A 20,618-nucleotide genomic window follows, 5' to 3' on the forward strand; every position below is an offset into this window, starting at 1 on the left:
TCACCACTGCGCCTGGATGGCCGAGCCGTTCTGGCCGGCGGTGACCACGATGGCCTTTTCCAGCGCCGGGTGCTGCGCCAGGCGCTGGGCGAGCTGGTCCTCGTTCTGCACCACATAGACGCGCATGTTGTTCTTGTTGACGGCCTGCATCGGCGGGCCATCGGACAGCGCCATGCGCGGCTCGGCCGCGGTGATCAGGCCGCCGTCGGCAAATCCGCGCCAGTCCGCCACGGCGGCCATGCCGCGCCGGTTGAAGTCGTCCAGGAAGCTCAGCGCGCCGGGCTGCGTGGCGCTGGCCGCGCGCACCATGTATTCGCGGTCCGATGCCCAGATCGGCACGCTGTCGCTGGTGCGCGTGCCGGGGCCGCGGATCTGGCCACCGTCGGCATAGCCCAGCACGGCCGAGCTGATGATGGCGCTGATGTTCGCGAACTGCGCCACTACAGACGCCGTCTCGGCGAAGGACCAGGGGAAGCCCTTTTCCTGTGCCTTGGCGAGCGAGATCCCGAGCGACATAACCGCCTGCGCCAGCGCAAAGCCCTTGCTGATCGCGAACAGCGCCCGGTAGGCGGTGCTCTGCTCGCCGGCGGCGCGGCGGGCCATGTCGGCCATGGCGCCGAAGGCCTCTTCGCCGCGCGTCAGGGTGAGCTGGTTCTGGGCGTCGCCGAGCTCGGCGAGCTTGGCCTGGTACTGCTTCTTGCTCTCCAGCTCCCAGGCATCCCATTCCGCATTGAGATCCGCTTCGCGGCGCCGGGAGTCGGCCAGCTGTTCAAGCCGCTGGTCATACCACTCCTGCAAACGCTCCGATGCCTGGTCGAGCCGGAACTGCTCGCTGTCGATGCCGCCGATTTCCGGTGCCAATCCCGCGAACGATGGCGGCGGCGCGAAGGACTTTTCGACGACTTTGCCGACCTGCGCGTTGTATTCGTCGGCCGTTATCAGGCCCGCCTTGAGCGCGGCGTTGAGCTTTTCGATGCTCTCGATGGCGGTATCCACCGCCACTTCGGCCGGCGTGCGCAGCGACTCGCGCAGGCTGTCGTAGGCCTTTTCGGTTTCCTCGGCCGCGCGCTTGCGTTGCTGCTCGGCCAGCTGGTCGGCGCGCTTGGCGTCCAGCACCTTGGCCTGGTCGATCAGCTGCTGCTGGGTGGCGGCGCTGGCCGCCGCCAGGCCGCCGTTTTCGATCTCATAGCGGACGCGGGCTTCCTCGCTCGCGCGCTTCTGGCCGTCCTCGACCGCGCCCAGCAGGGCCACCTGCTTTTCCAGGTTGGCCAGCTCGCGCTGGGCGGCGTCCTCCGCCTGCTGCGCGGCGGTCTTGGCAGTGCTGCCGCGCGCGGGTTTCGCCACGGCCGGCGCCGCGCGGGCGCGGGCGGCATCCTCCTGCGCCTTGATCTCCGGCTCGGTCTTGTTGGCGGCCAAGCCGGTCTTGCGGATGTCGGCGATCTCCTGCTCCAGCTTCTGCTGGCGGTCCAGGTTCGCCAGGCGCAGGCGCTCCCACTCCTCCTCCGCCTTTTCCTGCGCCTGTTTCTTGGCGATGGCGGCGTCGGTGCGGGCCTGCGAATCGGCCTGCAGGCGGGCGACTTGCCCCTGCACCAGCACCTGCGCCTTGAGGCTGTCCACCTCGGCCTGGGCGGCGTCGATGCGCTGCTGAGCGTCGCCGGGGAAGTTGGCGCGACTGGCCTGCAGGAAATCCAGCCGTGCCTGGGCGGCGCGCAGATCAGCCTGCGTGTTGTCCTTACCGACTTCCTTGAGGCCATCCCACGCGGACGCGATCGAGTTGCGCACCGCGCGCCAGGCCTTTTCGAGCGAGCCGGCGCGTTCTTCCGCTTCCTTCACGCGTTGCTCGTGCACGTTGGCGAACGCTTCGATGGCCACCTGCGCGGCCTCCTGCGTGCGGCCCTGCTTTTCCAGCGCCGTCACCTGGTCATAGATGGAGATCGTCAGGAAGTGGTACTGGCTGTTCAGCTCCTCCATCACCTTGGTCGGCGCGGTCGCCAGCTTGATGATCTTGCTGGTGGTGTCCTCGATGCTGTCGCCGGTCAGCTTGGCCAGGGCCACCGCCGCGCGGGTGGCGTCTTCCAGGGCCGCGCCGGTGATCTTGCCGCTGGCCGCCAGTGCCGCGGTGGCGGTCTCGGCGTCGCCGTAGGCATTGCTGGCCTCGCCCACGCGGTCGGCGAGGTCGGATAGCTGCCCGGCGGTCAGGCCCACCGTGTTGCCGGTGCTGATCAGCGCCTGCTCGTAGCGCTGCATTTCCCGGTAGCCGTCGAACAGCGCCTTGCCGATCAACGCGAAGGCGCCAGCACCGGCCGTGACGGCGACCACCGTAGGCGAGATGAGACCCACGAGCGCACGCAGCGCAGGCGTGACGCCGCCGAAGGAATCGCGCAGCTGCCCGCCCTGCTGGATTGCCACCATGAACACCGACTGCCCGGATGCCAGGCCGGTCACGATGTCCGTCACCTGCGCCGGCAGCTGGCGCATGGCCTGCTGGTACTGACCGGCGGTCAGGCCGGCGCGACGCATCGCGTTGGCGCCGTTGGCCACGGCCGGCGCCAGCTTGCCGTGCGCGGCGGCGGCGGCAGTGGCGGCGCCGGCTTCCTTGTTGAGGCTGCTGGCCGCGTTGTCCGCCGCGCCGGCGGTGGCGTTCAGATCCTGCGCAGTGTCGCGACCGGTCGCGCCCAGCTTGTCGATGGCGGCGTCGACCTGCTGCACCTGCTTGGCCGCATCCGCCATGTCGGCGCGGATGCGCAGCGCGAGTTCGAGGTTACGGTCTGACACGGGTCAATCTCCGAGCGCCTGGGCCAAGTCCCGCGCCGCCTTGCCGCCGGCGAAGGCGGCGTTGTTGTCAGTCAGCCTGGCGCGCCGTTCCTGGCGGATGGCGGCCTGGCGCGCCGCGTAAAACAGTTGCAGCTGCCGCCACGTGTAGCGGCCGATCTGGGCCGGCGTGCGGCCATAGCCGGCGGCAATCAGGCAGTCGTAGACGCGCTCGATGCCGACTGGCTTGCCGCCCGCTCGGCCGCGAGCCGTGCCTGCAGCCGACGCTGCAGGCGGCGGGTAAAAAAACCGGTGTTGGTCTCCCACCAGACGGTGGTGAGCGTGTCGCCGTCGCGCTCCGACAGCCGGCCGACCCAGCGGGCGTTCTGCTCGACCGCGGCGGCAAACGCCTGCGGGTCGTCGTCGAGCGGCGTCAGCGCCTGCGCGATCAGCCACTGCACGGTCACGATGTGGGTGCCGATCAGTTCAGCCAGGTCATCGGTACTCGGAGGGTCCAGGGCGGCCGAGAACAGCCCGTACAGCGCGTCCAGGAACTCCTTGCAGGCGGCCTGCAGCTTGAGGCCCTCGACGTAACCGTACTCGCGCACCTGCACCACCCGGTCGGCGATGCGCGCCTCGCGCTCCGGGTGCAGCACGGCCAGCGCCGGCGCCGGCTGGCGGCGCGCGGGCTGGCCGGCAGTGGACTGCACGGCGCCATTGCCGAGCTTGCGGGCCATGGCGCCTTAGACCGGGGTCGGATCGATGTACTTCACGCGGGCATAGCCGCCGTACTGCGCATCGCTCTGGCGCACCGGATCCAGCATCGCCTTGCCCGTCAGCGGCAGCTCGCCGAACGAATCGTTGATCCAGGCGATCTCGGCCGCGGGGTCAAGGCTCAGGTTGTAGACCTCGCCGATCACCTTGCCCTCGGCGCCGACCACCGTGTTCATGCCGTCGAACAGCAGGTACCAGGCCTTGTTGCCGCCGGTGAACGCGGTCACCACGCTCTGCGCGGCGTAGCTGTAGGCCCCGGTCACCGCCGTCTTGGTGGTCAGGAACTTGATCACGCCGGTATCGGGGTTCAGCGTGTAGTCGGTGCCCGCGACCAGCGAAACCGGGCCGCTGGCGCTCAGCACCACCGAGCTGACGGCGGAATACTTGAGCGCCCACACGTCGCCGGCCTTCACATCGCCGATGACCTCGCCGCTGGCGCTGCCGCTGACGATGTCCACCCGCGTGCCGTCCAGCGCCTTCACCGAGTTGGCGATGTTCAATTGCCCGAGCGTGAGGTTGACGGTCATGTCGCGGGCGGTCTTCAGGCGCGCGCCCAGGCCGCGGCTGCCGGACCAGCTCTCGCGCTTTTCCTCGGCCGTGACGGACATCGCCCAGCTCATCGCCGAGGCGTCGAACACCCACTGCGCCGGCTTGCGCGTGCCGTCCGAGTTGCGCTCGCCGATGCTGATCTGGCCCTGGAAGCTGAAATATTCGGTCAGGTCCATGGCTTCTTACTCCTGTGCGCTGCGGGTGGATTTGCTGGGCGCCGGATCCGGCGCGACGAGGCCCAGCGTGATCAGCCAGTCCTTCACCGCGACGGGCACGGCAATCTGGTCGCCGGCGGCGCAGGGCTTGCCCTGGTGCTCATGGCCCGCGCGCAGCAGGGTGACGGTGACGGAATCGATCTTGCTCACGGGGCAATCTCCGGTTTGATGGCATGTTGGGTGCGCCACACGTCCGTCCAGACGGCGGTGCCGGCGTCGTAGGCGACCAGGTCGCCCTGCAGCAGCTCGCAGGCGCGGCCACCGGACACCGGCGGCGTCCAGCCGAGCAGGCGGTCGCGCACGGCGCCCACCTGGTCGCGCAGCTCGTTACGCAGCTCCTGGCCCTCCAGGCGGTAATTGCGAAACGCCATCACCAGCCCGAACGTCACGGCCATCATCTGCGCCACGGCGTTCTGCACGCCGGGCAGGCTCTGGCCGCTGGCAATCTGGGCGCCGCGCTCGCGGCCCAGCAGCACGTAGGCGCACGGCGCCGGGAAGTCCTGCAGCTTGTCGATGCTGGCGTAGTCGGCGCTGCCGCCGACCAGGCGCAGCGCGCCCGGCAACGGCGTGCGCAGCCGCGTGATGATCAGCCCAGTGTCGAACGGCGCCGCGCTCACGTGCCGTAGTCCCGCAGCGTCTCGGCGGTGAACACCCGCTGCGGCGCGCACACGGCCGGCGCACCGCCGCTGGGCGGGGGCAGCGGATCGTCCGCGCCCAGCGCGAACTTGCCGTCCCGAGTCTGTTCCAGGAACTTGATGGCGCGCTCGTAATCGCGCACCACCGGATCGGTCTCCTCGCGCGTGTTGACGCGATCCTTGTGCAGCAGGTAGCGGGCAATCCAGCGCGCCCAGACGCCGACGATGCCCGGCACCGGGTCCAGCGGCAGCGTGTAGGCGACCGGCTTGCGCAGGGCGAGGTAGCCGTCGATCACGCCGTCGGCATCGGTCAGCGCACGCACCACCACCGCCAGCGCCTCGTTGGCGTTGGCGACATCGCCAGCCGGGAAGGCGCTGGTGTCCTCCCCGCGCAGCACGGCCTCGAACAGATCGTCCGCCACGATGGGCAGCCGTTCCGGCGTGGCCACCTGCGCCAGCTCGCGCACGAGCTTGGCGTCGGCCAATTGGGCGGGGGTGCAGTACATGGATCAGGCCGATCAGTCCTGCGTCGGCTCTGCCGGGGCGACAGCCGAAGCGGCCACCACGCCGGCAGCGGCCAGCGCAGCCGCCTGGGCTGGCGTCAGTTCTACCTGGTCAGGCCAGCCGGCGGCATTGCCGGCCGGGCCGTACATCTGGCCGTTGTGCTTGAGCACGTCGAGCACGGTGCACGTCACCATGTCCGGCGCACCGGCAACGGGGTCGGGTGGCGGCGGCGCGGGCGGGGTTGCTTTCTTCGTGGCCATGGGCTGCTCCTCGCAGGGGGGGGTGGCGCCGCTTACAGGCCGGCGCCGGCAATCAGGAATCCGGCCGCCATGCCGGCCAGCACCGGCGTGCAGTCATTGCTCACGCCGTATCGCCAGCTCAGCGAGCCGTCATGCCAGACGGGCGACCGCACCAGCGGCATGCCCTCGATGCGGTAGCCGTAGCCGTAGCTCGGCTCGGTGATGTCGGCGTTGACATCGGCGCCCTCACTCACGTATGCCAGCACCGCAGCGGTGCCCCATACGTCGGCCAGCACGTCGGCATCGTTCGCCACCACGCCGCCTGCGACCACCACGTTCTGGACCTCGAAGATCTGCGCCAGCAGCTCCAGGGTCACGCGGCGGATGCCGGTGTTTGAGCTGCGGTCGATGATCTTCTGGTGCTTGCGCAAGTTCTTGACCGCCTTGGCCGACAGCAGCAGCGTGTTGGGGTAGATGCCGATGCTGGCGCGGACCGCCTCCTTGCCATCCTCCACATCGCCGGTCGGGTCCGATGCCGGATCCGACCACACGTCGGTGCCGCTGAGCGTCACCTTGTGGTTGGCGTCGTAGCTGGCCGCATTGGTGGCGATGGCGGCGGCGTCGGACTCGTACTCCAGGAGCAGCGAGCGCAGAGCCTTATTCACGGCGCGCGTTGCCAGATTGATGCCCGGCACCTGGCTGGCGTCGCGCATCAACTCGCTCGGCACGATGGCATTGAGCGCCGACGGCACGATCGAGTACGAGGCGCTGCCATAACTGATAGTCACGTTTTTCACGTCGGCGCCGGGCGCCCGCTTGGCGCCGTAGAGCTTGAACTCATCCTTGCCGAACTCGATCACCCGGCCGCCGTAGGCAGCCACGTCGGCGAACGGGAACAGCCGGTCGGCCACCAGCTGGGCGTTACGGTAGCCGCGCGCGTGGGTGGTGAGGACCGGATCGGCGGCGCGCGCCTGGGCGGGGGTCATCTGCGGCATGGTCTTGGCCTCGTGGGTGAGTAGATAAGGTGAGCGGTGGCCGGGGGTGGCTTAGTTCGGGATCAGGATCACTTCGATCAGGTCGCCATCGGCGGCGGCCACGGCGCCCGGCGCCAGCCGGCCCACCACGACACCGGCGCTCTTGGTGACCGCCTTGCCGGCGGTGCCGACCTCGATCAGCGCCTCGGCGGCAATGGCGGCCCCGGCGGTGACAACCGCCATGCCAAGCACGTCCACCGGCGCGAATTCGCCGATGGCGGCGTCGGTGCGCGCCACGCCGAGCGCCCGAGCAGCGCCGGCAGCGACTGCGCCGGCACCGGTGACGAAGCGAGCGGCCGTCAGCGCGGCGGTGGCCTTGACGGACAGGGTGAGTACGGGGATCGAGGCTGCGGACATGGTCGGGACGCTCCTGAGTGAGTGAAGGGGTTGCGGGCCGCGATCAGGCGGCGCTGACGGCCAGCACGGCGGTCATGTAGTCGGTGCCGGCGTGCTCGCGTTGGTAGGCCAGCGCCTTGCTGTGCAGCTCCATCTGCACCGGGTCCACCTGCACGCCGGGCGGCACGGAGAAATCGGCCGTCGTGGGTATGTCGGTCGCGGCGGACTTCTCGCTGAAATCGATCTGCTTGGGCAACTCGGCCAGCAGGCCGCGCAGCACGTCGGCCGCCGGCTTGCTCACCTGGCCGTCGCCCTCGGCGAAGCTGACCGTGGTCGCGGCCGGCAGCACCATCAACAGCTCCACCACCGGCGCCTGCTGGCGCGGCAGCAGTTTCCCGGCCTGCACCAGCGTTTCGGCAAACGCAACGGCGTCGGCGCGGCGGGTCTGTGCCTCGCGCTCGGCCAGCCGTGCCTCGCGGGCGGCGATGTCGGCGGCCTGGGTGGCGAGCTGCTGCTCGCGCTCGGCGAACTGGGCGGTCTGGGTGGTCTGGTCGGTCGGCATGACTTCCTCCGGCTTGGGGGGTTCTCGGGTCATCGCGTCGATGTCGGCGATGGACCACTGCGGGATGATCTGGTCGGCCTGCTCCAGGCCGTCGCGGGAAATCAAGTAGTCGCGCAGGCGCTGGAACAGCCCCGTCAGCGAGCGGCCGACACCGGCCAGCGATTCCACGAACTCCACCGGCGCGTCGCCCTCGGCAAAAGTCGCGGGGCGCAGGCCCTTCACCGCCGGCGCGGCGGCGCCCAAGAAACCGATGTGCCGCAGGTAGTGCTGGCCCGGCTTGGGATTGCCGGGCGAATCCGGCAGGTAGATCGAGGCCGAGATGCGCTTGAACTGGCCACGGTTCACCAGCTCGGCAAACTGCGGCTCCACCTGGTGCGGCTCGGCATACAGGTTCGGGCCGTCCGCCTGCAGGGTGCGGGCATAGCCATAGGCCGGGTCGTCCATCTTGGGGTGGCCCACCACCAGCGGCGCTTCGAGCACGGCCGGGTCGTAGCTATCCGCCAGCTCGCGGATGGCGGCCTCGCCGAATTCGTAGGCGTTGCCGTCGGTCGCCACGTGACGACCGGCGCGGAAGATGTGCAGCATGTGGGCGGCATCGGCTGGCTGTTGCATGGCGCCATCTTCATGCGCCAGCCGCTGTAGATCATTGGTCCGCGTTCAGAACTTTCCACGCGCGCGCGAGGGCGCCTGCTGCTGGTCCACGCCCTGGCCCGCAGGGGGCCGAATCATCCGCGGGTGGAGCTGGGCGCCTTGCGCAGGGCGCGGGCCGCCGCACGATGCCCCTGTCGCCGCCCTGACAGTGTGTCTGACACGATGGGGCCGGCCGAGTGGCAGTTGGGGCCGCCCTTGACGTTTTCGGGCCTCACAGGCCCGTTTTTCAGCCGTCGCCCTCGATATGCTTCTGGACGATGTCCAGGACCGCCCGCACGTCCTCGGCCGACAGGCCCAGAAACGGCCGCGCCGGGATGTCGCCCCACGGGATCGGGAAGCCCTTGACCGTGCCGGCGTTGCGCCGCCAGTCGCCCTCGGCAAACTTCGTCCGGCGCGACAGCTGGCTGTAGCGCCCGAACTCGCCCATCTTGGCCCCGAACTGCTGCACGGCCGCATAGATGAGGTTCGAGCCGACCTCGACCTCGGCCTGGTCCACGAATTTCAGGATCTCCCGCCCGAGCCGGCCGGACTCGCCGTGCAGCGGGCGCGTGTCCTTCTTGCGCGCCAGGGTGATCGGCGAGTTGTCCTTCCACTTCACGCCCGACGGGGCCACGCCGGCGCCGAACCGGGCCTTGGTGGAGACGATCAGGTACTCGCCGATATCGTCCAGGGCCTGCGTCGGGTTCTGCAGCAGGCCCAGGATGCGGCCGATGTCGGCTCGGGTCTGGGCGTCATCGATGTCGAAGGTGATGCGGGCCATGCGTTATCCTCTCGGTGCTGGTGCGGCATCGCGCCGTTGGGCTCATACCCCGAAACGTTGCGGACGTTAGGCAGGGGCGCACCAGCCCCTATCGATCAATTCCCCACGATCCACAAGCTCTGCAGCGCCAGCATCTTGCGCTTGGTGCGCACTTCAAAGGCGGCCACATAGCGGCGCCCACCGATCGTCTTGATGAACCGCATCACCCCGCGCCCCACATTGGACGATCCATCGCGCTCGATCGCATCCGGCGCGTTCAGGATCCGCGGCAACAGGCCATAGTCGGCCGCCGTCACTGCCACTTGGCCGCGCGGTGTCTCGGTGGCGGGATCGCCATGAACGTCCTGGACGTGCAGCACCGTCGACGCATCGAGCGCGAAATCGAACAGCCCCACGTCTGTACCGGTCGCCGCCTTTACCTGCGCGGCCTGATCGCTGGTGAGCAGCCCCATGGTGCGATAGGGCGCAACCGCGTCCGGCACCTGCGGGGCGGCAATCGCCCGCTGCGCGTAGCGGCGCACGTCGTCGGCCACTGACGGCAACTCGCGGTAGGCGGTGGCGAGCGCATCGCGCTGGGTATCCGGCACGTCCTGCATGTACGCCTTGGCCAGCGTGTATTCCCACTGCTGTGTCTTCGCCGCCATGGCGCGCACGGTGTCGCTGACCGTGCCGCCGGGCATGTAGCCCCAGCCCTCGTCGATGCCCGGCGGCGCGCCGGTGGCCGGATCGATGCTGTTCCAGTCCGCCGGCAGTGCTTTGTCCGGCTTGCCGCCCAGCCGCCGCGCGCCGGCCAGGCTGCGCGCGCCGACGATGAAGCACTCGCAGCCCCAGCCGTTGGGCGTGTAGTGCGTGTTCCACCAGGGATGATCCGGCGGCAGGGTGATGCCGTCCCAGCTCAGGTGCTCCGGACGCGGGTGGCGCACCGAATCGTTGTGGCGGTACACCCAATAGGCGTAATTGCCGGCGCGCAGCTGCGCCAGGCGCCCGGCGTGGTAGGCGGTCTTGGTGTTGGTGACGTAGATGGTGCGCGTGCGCCAGGCCTCGCCGCCGGCGGTGCCCTCGCCGGTCCAGCCGGTCCAGCCGGTGGCCGCCACGGCGGCGCGGAAATCCTTGCGGAATGCCTCCAGGCTGGTGCCCTCGGCCTGCGCGCGGTCGATGGCCGCGGCCAGCGAGGCCAGCAGGTCCGCCTTCTGCGCGCCGGCCACCATGAAGCCGCTGTCGTGCGCCGCGCCCTGCATGTCGCGCCAGGTGCGGGTCGGCACCAGGTTGCCGAGCTTCTGCCGGAAAAACGCGACCTGCTCGTCGAAGGGCCGGTGAAACACGCCGGCCGTGGTGGACGGCAGCGGCTCAGGCACGGCGCCCTGCCTGTGTTGCCGCCAGGCTCTGGCAGGGCACGCAGCGGGTGGCGTGCGGCATCGCGGCCAGGCGCCGCGGCTCTATCTGTGCGCCGCAGTCGTCGCACTGCGCATCGGTGCGGCCGGCGGCGGCAGCGGCGGCGGCCGCCTCACGCGCGCGGCGCTCGGCATGGCCGGCCAGCACGGCGGCACGCTCGCGCTCGGCCAGGTCGGCGCCCATGTCCAGCCAATCGGCGGGCCGCTCATACATCGAGGTTTGCTCCGATGTCCGGGTCGTCGACCAGCTCGACGATCAATGCAACGCCGTTGCGCAGCGCGGCATCGGCGTCGGAGCGGTCGATCGCCCGGCCGATGCGCTGCACCAGCAGCCACAGGCATAGCAGGATGACAGCGGCCGTGCCCATCAGCTCTGCGCCACGTCGTAGCGGCCGGCCGCCTGCGCCGCTTCCTGCGCGGCGGCGAGGAGGGCGCCGAGCTGGTCGGCCGGCAGATCGCCGTAGCTGTCCACGATCAGCGCGCGCAGCTCGGCGAAGCTCGTGGGCTGGGCCTGACGCACCATGTCGGTGAGCGTGTCGATCCAGCCGTCGATGACGGGCTGCGCCAGGGGCGCCAGCTGCGCCGCAAGCTGCGCGCTGGGCAGCGGCGCGTTGTCCTGGGCGGCGGCAAACTGCGCCGCCGGATCCGCGCGGCGATGGTACGGGCTGGGGCGCCACTCGCCGCCCACCGGCAGGCCCGCCGCGGCCGGCCCGGCGAAGTTGGCATCGGCCGGCAGCGGCAGGGCGGCTGTCGGCGCCGGCACAGCCCTGGCCTGCCAGTCGCCGCCATAGGTGGCGGTGATGTAGGACAGCGACGGCACGAAGCCCATCTCGGTGATGGTCTTGTCGCGGGTGGCGCGCGAGTCCAGATCCTCCGGCTCCTCCGTGATCCGATACACGCGCGGCACGGCGGCGCCGGGGAAATTCCACTCGGTCAGCCAGCGCGCCGGGCCGAGGGTGAAGGACTCGCAGATCAGGTCCGCGTCGGCCTTGATGATGTCCTTGCGCACGTCGGCCTGCAGGTTGTCATTGCCGAGCTTGCCGGGCGTGCCCTGCGTGCTGGCGGTCTGGCCGAGCACCACCTTCTGGATCGCCGCATTCATGGCGGCGTACAGCGTGGCGTAATCCGATGCGCCGCTGCGGCTGGCTTCAAGCAGGGCGATCTCCATGCCCTTGGGCAGGATGATGCCGCTGTCGGTCTGGATGGCCCGCACCGCGGCCAGCAGCTTCTGGCGCTCCCCCTCGGTGGCGTCCGGGTCGTAGCGGCCCACGCCCGTCGGCATCCCGAACTTCTCGGCGTAGATCAGCCAGAACGCTACATCGTTGCGCTTGAACTTCACCGACCAGTACAGCCAGTGCGCCAGGCCCAGGCCGTAGGGTTCGTCGTCGTGGTCCGCGCCGCAGGAAAAGTGCCAGAAATAGGGCGGCAGGGCCGGTATGCCCTCGGTCATGGTGGACATGGTGAGCAGGCGCAGGTCGCCATCCTTGCCGAAGCGGAAGCGGCGCCGGTTGCGGACCTTGATCGTGTCCATCACCACGCGGGCGCCTTCCGGGCGGTAGATCATCTCGGCCACCGCGTAGCCGTAGAACACGCCAAACAGCATCTTGGTCGTGACGTTGTCCCAGCCGATGCGGTGCAGCTGCGCCTTGAGGTCGGCCGCCGCCGCCTTGTCGATGGCGCGCTTGCCGCCGGGCTCCACATCCCACTCGCACTGCGTCACGGCCAGCATGCGCTGGTTCAGCGCGGACTTGACCTCCTCATCGCTGAGCACGTGCTCATAGATCAGCAGGTCGTAGTTGCCGCGCGTGCGCAGCACGTTGTCGAATGGCAGCAGGAACGGCCCGACAAAGCCGCGGGTGATGTCGACGCCGTCCGCCGTGGTGGCGATTTCGCGGCCCGGCTCCGGGCGTGGGGTGCTCATGCGTAGCCTCCGAAGTCATTGCCGCCGGTCACGGTGCCGAAGCCCGCGCTGCCAAAGTCGGTGCCGTCCAGCGCCGATGCACGCCGACCGGTGGACTGGAACTCGATCGGCGCCGCCGGGCTGGATGCCGCGTGGATCGCCAGCGCCAGCGCCCAGAAGCGGTCGGCGTGGCCGTCCGGCGTGCGCTCGGCCGTGAAGCGGATATTGCCGGCGGCCGTGGTCTGCTTGGTCACGCTGCGCAGGTCGGCGCGGATGGTCGGGTCGTAGGGGATGCGCAGCTTGCGGTCCTGCATGGCGCCGCGCACCGGGTAGGCCAGCGCTTCCTTGACCTTGACGGTGAAGGTCACGCCCTCGACCCGGTATTCGTCAAAACGGTGCTGCGCATCATCGACCCAGCCGATGCCCAGGCCGGTGGCATCGATACAGGTGCGCCGGCAGCGCTGGATCCACGGCCAGATGATCGCGTCCTGCTTGGGTTTGGGCATGGCCTTGAGCTCCTCGATGTGGCGCGTGTACAGCACGTCGCCCAGGCGCTCGACCACCCACAGCACGGTCAGGTCGCACTTGCGGCCGATGTCGATGCCCAGATACAGCTCGCGGCCCTCCATCTGCCACCAGTCGATGTCTTGTGCGTACTCGGCGGAGGAGATCAGGTCGTATTCCAGGAACGCGACGTCGTCATCGGCCGGCCTGCATTGGTATTCCTGCTCGAACGATTCCTCGTCCACGCAGCCGGCGCGCACGAAGTCGAAATAGGCCGCTTCGTCCATGTCCTGCCGCTCGTCGTCGGGCGGCAGCTTCTGCTGCAATTTGAATAGCAGGCCCTCGTTGAGGGCGTCTTCGAGCGTCACCCGGTGCAGGCTGATGCCCTTGGGGTTGCCGGCCTCGCGGATCTCGCGGATCAGCAGGTTGAAGAAGTTGTGGCTGCCGCGATGCGTGCTGAACGCCTCCAGGCTGCCGCCCCAGGTGATGCCCGGATAGGCGATGGCCCACAGCTTGCGCGGATCCTTGTGCAGCGCGAACTCATCGAGCACGCGCCCGCCACGCTTGCCGGCCTGCGCGTCCGGGTTGCTCGACATGCTGTGGATCACGTGCCCGTTGGCGAATTTCAGGTCGAAGCTGGTCTGTCGCTGATCGCCGTCGAGCACCTGCTCGCCGAAATCCTGCGCGCCGATGCGCAGCACGTCCGCCCACAGCTTGCAGTCATCGATGAACAGCCGCGCCTGCATTTCGTCGCGGCTGCTGACCCACTGGTCCGAGCGGGCGCCCTGGCGCGCGGTGCGCCGCACGCAGGCATAGGCCGACGACCAGGACCAGCCGATCTGCCGGGATTTCTCGGCCAGCTTCAGGCGGGCGTTGTCATTGATCCAGCGCGACTGAAACGGCAGAAACGTGGCCTTGGGGTCGGCCGGGATGCAGCGCGCACGGCCCATGTCACACCACGCCCTGCAGGCGCGCGTCGATGGCGGCGAGCGTTTCGTCCGACACGCCGGCGCCAGCCGCCAGCTTGCGCACGGCATCGCGGGCGGTGGCCAGCTTGCCGCGCACGTCCTGCGCCCACTTGTTGCGGCTCACGCTGGCGCGGGTCAGGGTGGCGATGTTGCGGGCCGCCTTGCCCAGGATCTCCACCCGCTTGGCCGGGTCGGCCTCGTCGGCGGCGTCTTGCAGCGCCAGCAGGGATTCGAATATCTCGGTCTGCACCAGGCTGATGATGGCGTTGCTGCGCTCGTCGGCTTCGTCCGGCGCGGCGGCGGCGATCAGGCGGGCCGCCTCGGTGCTCGCCTTGATCGCCCCCAGCCGCCGCTCCAACTTCTGCCCGTAGGCGCCGACGGCGCTCTTGCCGATGCTGTAGCCGTGCTCGGCCAGCCACTCGGACAGGGCCACGTAGCCGCCGAATCCGTTGTCGATGATCTTCGCGTCGAGCTCGCGCCGAGTCTCCTCGTCGAGCAGGTCGATCTTGCTGGGCGCCGGCACGGCTCACACCTTCGGCGGGCGGGCGATGCCCGGCTGGCATTCGACCGCGTACTCGACGATGTCCACCCCGTGGCGGGCCAGGCTGGCGTGCCAGTTGCCGGTGTGCCGGCCGTCGATGTTCAGCAGCGCGCGGTCGGCCAGGTAGTCCAGCTCGCGGCGAATCTCGCGCTGCGTGGCGTCGGCGTACAGGCCCTGGATGGTCAGCAGCAGCACCACCTCGGTGGTGCCCTCTGGGCGCGCGTAATCCAGCGCCCGCAGCAGGTTCCAGCGGATGATCTCGCGCCGCATGCGATGAAAATCGATACTGTCAACCACCTTTCGCCCCCCGTAACTGCACCATCTTGACCTCGGCATTGATCGCGTCCAGCTTGGCCTCGATGACCGTCTGGCCCCGGATGTAGTCCTCGCGGCGCACGTAGCGCTCCGGCAGCTCCGCGCGTAGCGCCATCACGTCGCGCTCCACCTGGCGCCAGCCCTTCGATTCCTGGCCGATTTGGGCGAGCCGCTCATCGATGCGTAGCTCCACCTGCCTGAGCAGCAACTTCACCAGGCCCGCGAACGCGCCCAGCAGCGTCACGGCCAGGCTGATCGTTTGCCAAAGCGGCAAGGTCATTTCCACGGTACGCCGCCGGTGTCCTGAATCCTGAGACTGGGCGCCAAGCCCAGCTTTGCCGCGCTGGCGCGGTCCGCGTTGGCCCGATCGAGCACCGCCTGCAGGTCGGCGCCCCACAGCAGCCCGTCCAGCGCGCAGACGGCCGGCACGCCATTCGGCAGCCGGCAGTTGCGCGGCGGGGCGGGCGGCATGGGCAGCGGATCGGTCAACGCCGCCGGCAGCGGCGCATATAAGGTGATCGGCACTTCGACCAGCTCAGTGCGTACCGGCGCCGGCCGCATCGCCCCACAGGCGGTCAGCCACAGCGGCACACACAGGCAAATCGCGCAGCGCAGCGCAGTTCTCATCGGCGGTGGCCTGTTGCATCAGGGATTGTTTGCGCGCCTTGGCGGCGGCGGTGAGGTCGGCAATCTGCTGCGCGCGGGCGGCCAGCTCGGCCTCCTGCGCGCGCTGCTGCGCCTGGCGTTGCGTGATCTCGCGCGCCAGCGTGCCCCGCACGGCAATCAGGTTGGCGGCGTTCTGGTCGGCGGTCTGGCGGCAGGATTCGAGCTGGCCTTGCAGCGTGGCGTTGTCGCGCGTGAGCGTCGTCACGCGGTCCGCCTGCGTGCCGTGGCCCCAGCCGTAGCCCACGCGCAGCGCGCCCAGCGCCAGCGCCAGCACCGCCAGCAGAATCGCGCGAGTGCCGATCATGGGCACACCGCCTCGCCGGTCCAGCCGGCCGCCAGATAGGCCGGCTCCAGGCGCAGCAGGATGCGTCGCGGATACGCGGTGTTTTCCCGGTGCGCCCAGGCGGCCCGGACGCGGTACGCCTCCACCGCACGCCAGTCGTCAGGATCAGCACCGTCGCGCAGCGCGGCGCGGCGTTCGCGGTCGAGCATCCGCTCGCCGCCGTTGTATTTGCGTAGCGTCAAGGCCCAATGTGAGCACTCATGCAGCTCACCGGCCGCCATCGGCTGCACACGGTTGTACAGCCAGGCCATGTAACAAGCCTGGGCGCGCAGCGACCACTGCGGATCCCACGGGTCCGGCGGGCCGACTGCCGGGCACACCGTCGGCAGCCAGCGCGCGGTGGCCGGCGTGAACTGCGTCAGGCCCTGCGCGTAGGGGCTGGCGGCGCGCGGGTTCCAGCCGCTCTCCTGGTGCACCTGCGCCGCCAGGCGGGCGACCGGCGCCGCCAGGCCGAAGTTGCGCACCGCCTCGCGCTCGATGGCCAGGCGGTAGGTCACGGCCACCTGCGGCACGGCCGGCGCGGCCACTGCATCCGCGCAGCGCGCCAGCAATGCCAGCAGCAGCACGCCGAGCAGGAAGGCCGCCAGATTGCGCATCACGGCACAAAAGCCAACGCGATGATCGCCGCGCACATGATGCCCGTGCAGCATTTCCAGTCGGTGCCGATCTCGATGCCGGTCGGGTCTTTCGGCATCGGGTAAATGCGCCGGAAACCCCAGTGGATCACCAGCCCGACCAGGCCGCCCATCAGCACCTTGCTGATCCCGAACAGCGCCGGCCCGGCTTTGATCGGTGCCTGCACCATCACCACGACGAAGCAGATCAGCCACAGTAGCCACAGCGGCCACAGCTTCACCAGCCAGCCGTCCGGCGCGCATGCGCGCTGCGCCTCTACGACTACGGAATCCCAGAACGCCTTGAGTGATTGCATCGGCACGGCTCCGAAAAAAGGAGCCGGCGGACGGCCGAGGAGGTAGCCGCCCGCCGGGCCGACGTGGAGGAGGTCACGCCGACGCCGTCACTTTCCCCGCTCAGGCGCCGCGAGGCATTGGGCCGCGTTCACAGGAATTCCCGCGCGCGCGCGTGGATAGTGGCGGGCAGTCGCCGACGTGCTGCACGCGCACAGTGCCAGCGTAGGGTGGAGCCGAAGCATGCCGATCAAACCCGAGAACAAAGCTCGATATCCCAAGGACTGGAAGCGCATCGCGGACGCAATCAGAGAGCGTGCCGGTCATCGATGCGAGGGCTCGCCAGCCTACCCCGACTGCCGCGCTGCCAACGGCACGCCGCACCCGGTGACTGGCTCACGCGTGGTGCTGACGGTGGCACATCTGGACCATACGCCGGAGAACTGCGAACCGCAGAACCTGAAGGCGATGTGCCAGCGATGCCACCTGACATATGACGCAGAGCACCACAAGCGAACCGCCTATGCGACCCGAAAGGCGGCAGCGCAAACAGCGGACTTATTCGACGCCGCTTAATCACGGCAGAACCCATCGTCGGCAACAGCCAAGGAGCGAAACATGGAAAACCAGCACGAAAAGATCACGGGCTACCGCGACCTCACCCAGGACGAAATCGACCTGATGAACGAAGGCAAGGCCCTGGCCGAGCAATGCGGTGAGTACATCGCCAAGCTGCGCCGATACGTGCCGCAGAACATGAGCGGCCCGGCGGGTGGCGAGGCGGATGCTTTCAAGCCCGGCGCAACCCTGGATCAGCGGTGGATCAATATCGGCGCGACCGACTTGCAGCGTGGCTTCATGGCCGTGATTCGCGGCATCGCACAGCCAACAACCTTCTAACCTGGGCGCTCTAATGCAGCGCGCCGGCCCCGCCGAAACTCCCACGGCGGCACCGGAACATCCGCCGCCCACAATCCACGCCGGGCGGCGCGGGCCTGCTCCTCGATGCGCTTGAGCGCAACGTCTTTGCCATAGCGGACATACCACCACGCCATGCCGCGGCGCACCTGCTCGGCATTGGCATCCGCGCCCCCGCAGAACACCCGCCCCAGCACCCGCCCGTAACGATCCTTCCCCTGCTCGCGCACCGTCGCCACCTGGCCGAAGCACAGCTCGGACAGTGACTGTTTCGACCGCTGCCCGAAGTCCTGCCGCGACTCCGGCGCGTCGATCTCCACCAGCCGCACCTTCACCGCCCGGCCGGCCTGCATCACCGCCAGCGTGTCGCCGTCGGTGATGCCGATCACCTTGCCGGTCCAGTCTCCGGCCGCGGCGGTGAGAGAGCAGCACAGCAGGATGGCGGAGAATGGCGCTTTCATTCCGCTGGCCTCAGACAGGCATCGATGGATGCCGCGATGCCTCGTAAAGCGCGGATTGCGGCATCCGGGTGGGCAGCGTGCCAGGCGCCGACAGGCGCGAAACCATCGTTGGGGAGAGTGCCCGTATCGAGATGAGCACGGGTGATATTGCGAAAGCGCAGGTGGCTGCGGTCGGCGTTTGCGGAGGCGGCCAGCTCGAAGCGAATCACCGCGCGGGTGGTATCCACCAACGAGGCGCCGCCGTCGGCGGAACCGATGACGATGGCCGTTGCGCTGGCAGGATCCTCGTATTTGAAGATGTCGCCGCCTGGCACCGCAACGGTCTGCATACGCGGCGGCTGGAACAGGACAAGAGGCGGCGTGGTGCCGCCGGATAGGGTCACGGGCGAATTGCTTACAGCCATCGCCAGACACATCTTGAGGCGCCCGAAATCGGCGCCGCGCACATCCATCGCCAGCTCGTCGATGTAGCTGCCGCCTTCCGCTCTGGCCCGCAGGCTCACGCCCGGCTCTGCGCGCATGTCGGTCTCCGACTGCATCGATGCGCAGCCGGCCATGCCGGCGGCCAGCAGCAGCGTCATTGGCGCCCCCACCGGCGTCCGATATGACCCCGAAACGGATCGATTCCTGGCGTATATCACCAGCGCGCACGCGATCAAGAAGATCACAAGCCATTCACTTGACCCCATGGTCGTTTGTCTCCGGTTGTGTCAAAGGTTTCTTGGTTTTCTTTTCCGGCGCCAGGCGCGCCGCCAGCTTCTGAATCTGGGCCTTGTCTTCAGGAGCGCATGCGCGATAACTCGCCAGCAATGCCTCCTCCTCGTCCTCTAAATCATAAGACTGCACCAGCATCTCGAAGAACTGGGTCTGTAACCGGCGGAACTCTTCCGTGCCCTTCGCCGCCAGTCTCGCCATCTCGTTCGCCGCGGCAATCGCGCTGAACCGATTCCTCAGCTTCCGCGTACTGCCCGTCAGGATGTAGTCCACGTTCCAGCCGGCCCCAGCCAGCCCGGCGAGCACGTCTGCGCCGGGCCGCGCTGTATCGCGTTCGTACTTGCCCCACATCTCACGTGACACACCGCCCAGTCGGGCCGCCTCGGCCTGGCTGAGTGAGTGCTCCGCACGCTGTTCCGCCAGTCTGGAACCAATGCTCACGTGTACCCCTTGACAAAGAGAACTATGTTTCTCACACTCGCTTCACCTGCCGTTTATAACCGAGAGGGTACGCCATGAAGGAACCGCCGACAGCAGGCCGGGACGCAATGAACCGCGTCAAGGCCGGCTTCATCCTCCAAAACACGACGCTCAAAGCATGGTGTCGGGCCAACGGGATCGACCCGTCCGCCGTTCGCCAGGCCGTCTACGGTTCCTGGTGCGGTCCGAAGGGCCGGGCCATGCGTGATCGGGTGATGCAGGCCGCCGGCGTGCGGAAGGCCGCATGACCCAGGAATCCATCTTCACCCGGGTGCTGTTCGGCCTGGCCGGCCACAGCCGCCACGGCCTGCGCCTGAAGCAGATCGCAGACGGCATCGGCGAGTCACCGTCCACCACGCTGCGCAACCTGCAGCGCATGGAGGCCGACGGCCTGGTCGAGCGCAGCCCCTACGACAAAGACAACTGGCGCCTCACGCCGCGCGTGGTGCAGATGGCGATTGCCCACGCCGAGGAAGTGGCGCGCGAGGAGCGCCAGCTCGATGAGCTCAAGACCCGTTATTCCCGCAACCCAAACTGAGGCTAGAACGATGTCAGGAAGGAACAAGCTGACGGTGGTGCCGCTGAACGCTGGCCCACAGATGGACCCCGAACTGCTCGCAGAGCGGCGGGCGTTTGTGGTGTCGGCGGTCGAGGGCGGCGACATGCCGACAGCCAAGCAATTGGCTGGATGGCTGGAAACGGCGACGCATATCGGCCGGATTCAGGCCGCGCTGGTGAACGCGACGGTCGCGGAACGAATTGTCGCTGAATCTTACCGTGCTGTCGCAAAATCAAAGAGTTACGAAGGACTCCCCTACCATACACCCGACGGTGAGGCGCGACATGTCGCGTCCTTGGACGAGTTCTGCCAGGCGTTTTTCGGTCGCAGCAAACGCCGCTGCCAGGAGCTCGCGACAAATCTTGAGGCACTCGGCGCGGAACTGTACGAGGCCGGCGAGCACATCGGCCTGGGCCAGCGCGACTACAACGCCCTGCGTGCCCTGCCGGCGGACGATCAGGCCGTAGTCAAGGCGGCGCTGGCCGAGGGCTCCGACAAATCGGCGGTGCTGGACCTGCTCAACGAGCTGGCGAGCCGCCTGCAAGAGGCCAAGGCCGAGAAGGAGACCCTGGACCGGCGGGCCAAGGCCCAGGCCGCCCGCAATCAAGAGCTGCAGGACAGCCTGGCCGATTCGAAGCACTTCCTGCGCAGCGCGCCCCCGGCGGAGCGGGCGCGGGAAATGCTCATGGAGCTGGCGGCTCAATTCATGGATTCGCGCGTCAGCATTGGCCGGACCGAAGAGGCCTTGCTCAAGTTCTTCGAATACACCAACGAGCACGAGCTCGACTTCGATGCAGACATCGGCGGGCGGGTCACCGAGCTGCTGATGCCGGTGCTGGCGATAGCCGGCGAGCTCAAGATTACGCGCGGCATCGACCTGCCGCTGCGGCAGGCAGCGCAGCTGTTATCTGCCCACAAAGACCTGAGCACGGGCGCCTGA

At 68.8% G+C, this 20,618-nt stretch carries 31 protein-coding genes; 5 read left to right on the forward strand and 26 right to left on the reverse strand.

All coding sequences use genetic code 11. The features are described 5' to 3' along the window. The 23 genes from H5U26_RS11415 to H5U26_RS11525 form a co-directional block, all read right to left on the reverse strand. Positions 1–2,775, reverse strand: coding sequence for a phage tail length tape measure family protein (locus tag H5U26_RS11415; protein WP_290619761.1), 2,775 nt, complete (start codon positions 2,773–2,775; stop codon positions 1–3). Positions 2,776–2,963: 188 nt separating this feature from the next. Further along, positions 2,964–3,488: a DUF6631 family protein gene (locus tag H5U26_RS11420; RefSeq protein WP_290619763.1), complete on the reverse strand. Its 525-nt coding sequence runs from the start codon at positions 3,486–3,488 to the stop codon at positions 2,964–2,966. A 6-nt stretch (positions 3,489–3,494) separates the two neighbouring features. Beyond that, entirely contained in the window at positions 3,495–4,250 is a 756-nt protein-coding gene (locus H5U26_RS11425; RefSeq protein WP_290619765.1) for a hypothetical protein, read from the reverse strand. A gap of 6 nt (positions 4,251–4,256) precedes the next feature. After that, positions 4,257–4,439, reverse strand: a complete 183-nt coding sequence (locus H5U26_RS11430; RefSeq protein WP_290619767.1) for a hypothetical protein — start codon at positions 4,437–4,439, stop codon at positions 4,257–4,259. Next, the gene (locus tag H5U26_RS11435; RefSeq protein ID WP_290619769.1) at positions 4,436–4,906 is read right to left on the reverse strand and encodes a hypothetical protein; all 471 of its coding nucleotides are present in this window, start codon (positions 4,904–4,906) and stop codon (positions 4,436–4,438) included. Before H5U26_RS11435 ends, H5U26_RS11430 begins: the two co-directional genes overlap by 4 nt. Further along, the gene (locus H5U26_RS11440; protein WP_290619772.1) at positions 4,903–5,430 is read right to left on the reverse strand and encodes a DUF1320 domain-containing protein; all 528 of its coding nucleotides are present in this window, start codon (positions 5,428–5,430) and stop codon (positions 4,903–4,905) included. The genes H5U26_RS11435 and H5U26_RS11440 overlap by 4 nt, the downstream gene beginning before the upstream one ends. 12 nt (positions 5,431–5,442) lie before the next feature. After that, positions 5,443–5,688: a hypothetical protein gene (locus H5U26_RS11445; RefSeq protein WP_290619774.1), complete on the reverse strand. Its 246-nt coding sequence runs from the start codon at positions 5,686–5,688 to the stop codon at positions 5,443–5,445. A 32-nt stretch (positions 5,689–5,720) separates the two neighbouring features. Next, positions 5,721–6,662 carry a hypothetical protein gene (locus H5U26_RS11450; RefSeq protein WP_290619776.1) on the reverse strand — a complete coding sequence of 314 codons (942 nt, stop codon included), beginning with the start codon at positions 6,660–6,662 and terminating at the stop codon, positions 5,721–5,723. 51 nt (positions 6,663–6,713) lie between these two features. Next, complete coding sequence (locus H5U26_RS11455; RefSeq protein ID WP_290619778.1) at positions 6,714–7,058, reverse strand: capsid cement protein; 345 nt, start codon at positions 7,056–7,058, stop codon at positions 6,714–6,716. A gap of 43 nt (positions 7,059–7,101) precedes the next feature. Beyond that, on the reverse strand, positions 7,102–8,211 hold the full coding sequence (locus H5U26_RS11460) for a hypothetical protein (protein ID WP_290619780.1): 1,110 nt from the start codon (positions 8,209–8,211) through the stop codon (positions 7,102–7,104). 265 nt (positions 8,212–8,476) lie between these two features. After that, complete coding sequence (locus H5U26_RS11465) at positions 8,477–9,010, reverse strand: phage virion morphogenesis protein (protein ID WP_290619782.1); 534 nt, start codon at positions 9,008–9,010, stop codon at positions 8,477–8,479. Between the two features lie 95 nt (positions 9,011–9,105). Continuing rightward, complete coding sequence (locus H5U26_RS11470) at positions 9,106–10,365, reverse strand: phage minor head protein (RefSeq protein ID WP_290619784.1); 1,260 nt, start codon at positions 10,363–10,365, stop codon at positions 9,106–9,108. Continuing rightward, complete coding sequence (locus H5U26_RS11475) at positions 10,358–10,615, reverse strand: TraR/DksA C4-type zinc finger protein (RefSeq protein WP_290619786.1); 258 nt, start codon at positions 10,613–10,615, stop codon at positions 10,358–10,360. The genes H5U26_RS11470 and H5U26_RS11475 overlap by 8 nt, the downstream gene beginning before the upstream one ends. Then, positions 10,608–10,769, reverse strand: coding sequence for a hypothetical protein (locus H5U26_RS11480; protein WP_290619788.1), 162 nt, complete (start codon positions 10,767–10,769; stop codon positions 10,608–10,610). The genes H5U26_RS11475 and H5U26_RS11480 overlap by 8 nt, the downstream gene beginning before the upstream one ends. Further along, positions 10,769–12,322 (reverse strand): DUF935 family protein, encoded by a 1,554-nt coding sequence (locus H5U26_RS11485; protein ID WP_290619790.1) that lies wholly within the window; start codon positions 12,320–12,322, stop codon positions 10,769–10,771. Before H5U26_RS11485 ends, H5U26_RS11480 begins: the two co-directional genes overlap by 1 nt. Beyond that, on the reverse strand, positions 12,319–13,755 hold the full coding sequence (locus tag H5U26_RS11490) for a terminase family protein (RefSeq protein ID WP_290619792.1): 1,437 nt from the start codon (positions 13,753–13,755) through the stop codon (positions 12,319–12,321). The genes H5U26_RS11485 and H5U26_RS11490 overlap by 4 nt, the downstream gene beginning before the upstream one ends. 1 nt (position 13,756) lies before the next feature. Then, entirely contained in the window at positions 13,757–14,296 is a 540-nt protein-coding gene (locus H5U26_RS11495) for a phage protein Gp27 family protein (RefSeq protein WP_290619794.1), read from the reverse strand. A 3-nt stretch (positions 14,297–14,299) separates the two neighbouring features. After that, positions 14,300–14,584, reverse strand: coding sequence for a cytoplasmic protein (locus H5U26_RS11500; RefSeq protein ID WP_290619795.1), 285 nt, complete (start codon positions 14,582–14,584; stop codon positions 14,300–14,302). Between the two features lie 19 nt (positions 14,585–14,603). Beyond that, positions 14,604–14,909, reverse strand: a complete 306-nt coding sequence (locus tag H5U26_RS11505; protein ID WP_366055940.1) for a hypothetical protein — start codon at positions 14,907–14,909, stop codon at positions 14,604–14,606. Beyond that, positions 14,906–15,154 (reverse strand): hypothetical protein, encoded by a 249-nt coding sequence (locus H5U26_RS11510; protein ID WP_290619798.1) that lies wholly within the window; start codon positions 15,152–15,154, stop codon positions 14,906–14,908. Before H5U26_RS11510 ends, H5U26_RS11505 begins: the two co-directional genes overlap by 4 nt. Before the next feature lie 10 nt (positions 15,155–15,164). Next, complete coding sequence (locus H5U26_RS11515; protein WP_290619800.1) at positions 15,165–15,599, reverse strand: hypothetical protein; 435 nt, start codon at positions 15,597–15,599, stop codon at positions 15,165–15,167. Further along, a complete protein-coding gene (locus H5U26_RS11520) occupies positions 15,596–16,234 on the reverse strand; it encodes a transglycosylase SLT domain-containing protein (RefSeq protein WP_290619851.1) in 639 nt (212 codons plus the stop codon). Before H5U26_RS11520 ends, H5U26_RS11515 begins: the two co-directional genes overlap by 4 nt. Then, on the reverse strand, positions 16,234–16,569 hold the full coding sequence (locus tag H5U26_RS11525) for a hypothetical protein (protein ID WP_290619802.1): 336 nt from the start codon (positions 16,567–16,569) through the stop codon (positions 16,234–16,236). Before H5U26_RS11525 ends, H5U26_RS11520 begins: the two co-directional genes overlap by 1 nt. 220 nt (positions 16,570–16,789) lie before the next feature. On the opposite strand from H5U26_RS11525, the gene H5U26_RS11530 reads away from it, so the two are divergent. Further along, positions 16,790–17,122, forward strand: coding sequence for a hypothetical protein (locus H5U26_RS11530; protein WP_290619804.1), 333 nt, complete (start codon positions 16,790–16,792; stop codon positions 17,120–17,122). Positions 17,123–17,164: 42 nt separating this feature from the next. Next, entirely contained in the window at positions 17,165–17,446 is a 282-nt protein-coding gene (locus H5U26_RS11535; protein ID WP_290619806.1) for a hypothetical protein, read from the forward strand. Here H5U26_RS11535 and H5U26_RS11540 read toward each other — a convergent pair. The 3 genes from H5U26_RS11540 to H5U26_RS11550 form a co-directional block, all read right to left on the reverse strand. After that, entirely contained in the window at positions 17,443–17,925 is a 483-nt protein-coding gene (locus H5U26_RS11540) for a thermonuclease family protein (RefSeq protein WP_290619808.1), read from the reverse strand. The genes H5U26_RS11535 and H5U26_RS11540 overlap by 4 nt on opposite strands. Continuing rightward, on the reverse strand, positions 17,922–18,506 hold the full coding sequence (locus H5U26_RS11545) for a hypothetical protein (protein WP_290619810.1): 585 nt from the start codon (positions 18,504–18,506) through the stop codon (positions 17,922–17,924). Before H5U26_RS11545 ends, H5U26_RS11540 begins: the two co-directional genes overlap by 4 nt. 94 nt (positions 18,507–18,600) lie before the next feature. Next, positions 18,601–19,080 (reverse strand): helix-turn-helix transcriptional regulator, encoded by a 480-nt coding sequence (locus H5U26_RS11550; RefSeq protein ID WP_290619812.1) that lies wholly within the window; start codon positions 19,078–19,080, stop codon positions 18,601–18,603. A 74-nt stretch (positions 19,081–19,154) separates the two neighbouring features. Between H5U26_RS11550 and H5U26_RS11555 the strand changes: the two genes are divergently transcribed. From H5U26_RS11555 to H5U26_RS11565, 3 genes are all read left to right on the forward strand, one after another. Next, on the forward strand, positions 19,155–19,367 hold the full coding sequence (locus H5U26_RS11555) for a hypothetical protein (protein WP_290619814.1): 213 nt from the start codon (positions 19,155–19,157) through the stop codon (positions 19,365–19,367). Then, positions 19,364–19,657, forward strand: a complete 294-nt coding sequence (locus tag H5U26_RS11560) for a helix-turn-helix domain-containing protein (protein ID WP_290619816.1) — start codon at positions 19,364–19,366, stop codon at positions 19,655–19,657. The genes H5U26_RS11555 and H5U26_RS11560 overlap by 4 nt, the downstream gene beginning before the upstream one ends. 61 nt (positions 19,658–19,718) lie before the next feature. After that, positions 19,719–20,618, forward strand: a complete 900-nt coding sequence (locus H5U26_RS11565; protein WP_290619818.1) for a hypothetical protein — start codon at positions 19,719–19,721, stop codon at positions 20,616–20,618.

The sequence above is a fragment of the Immundisolibacter sp. genome, assembly GCF_014359565.1.
Classification (GTDB): domain Bacteria; phylum Pseudomonadota; class Gammaproteobacteria; order Immundisolibacterales; family Immundisolibacteraceae; genus Immundisolibacter.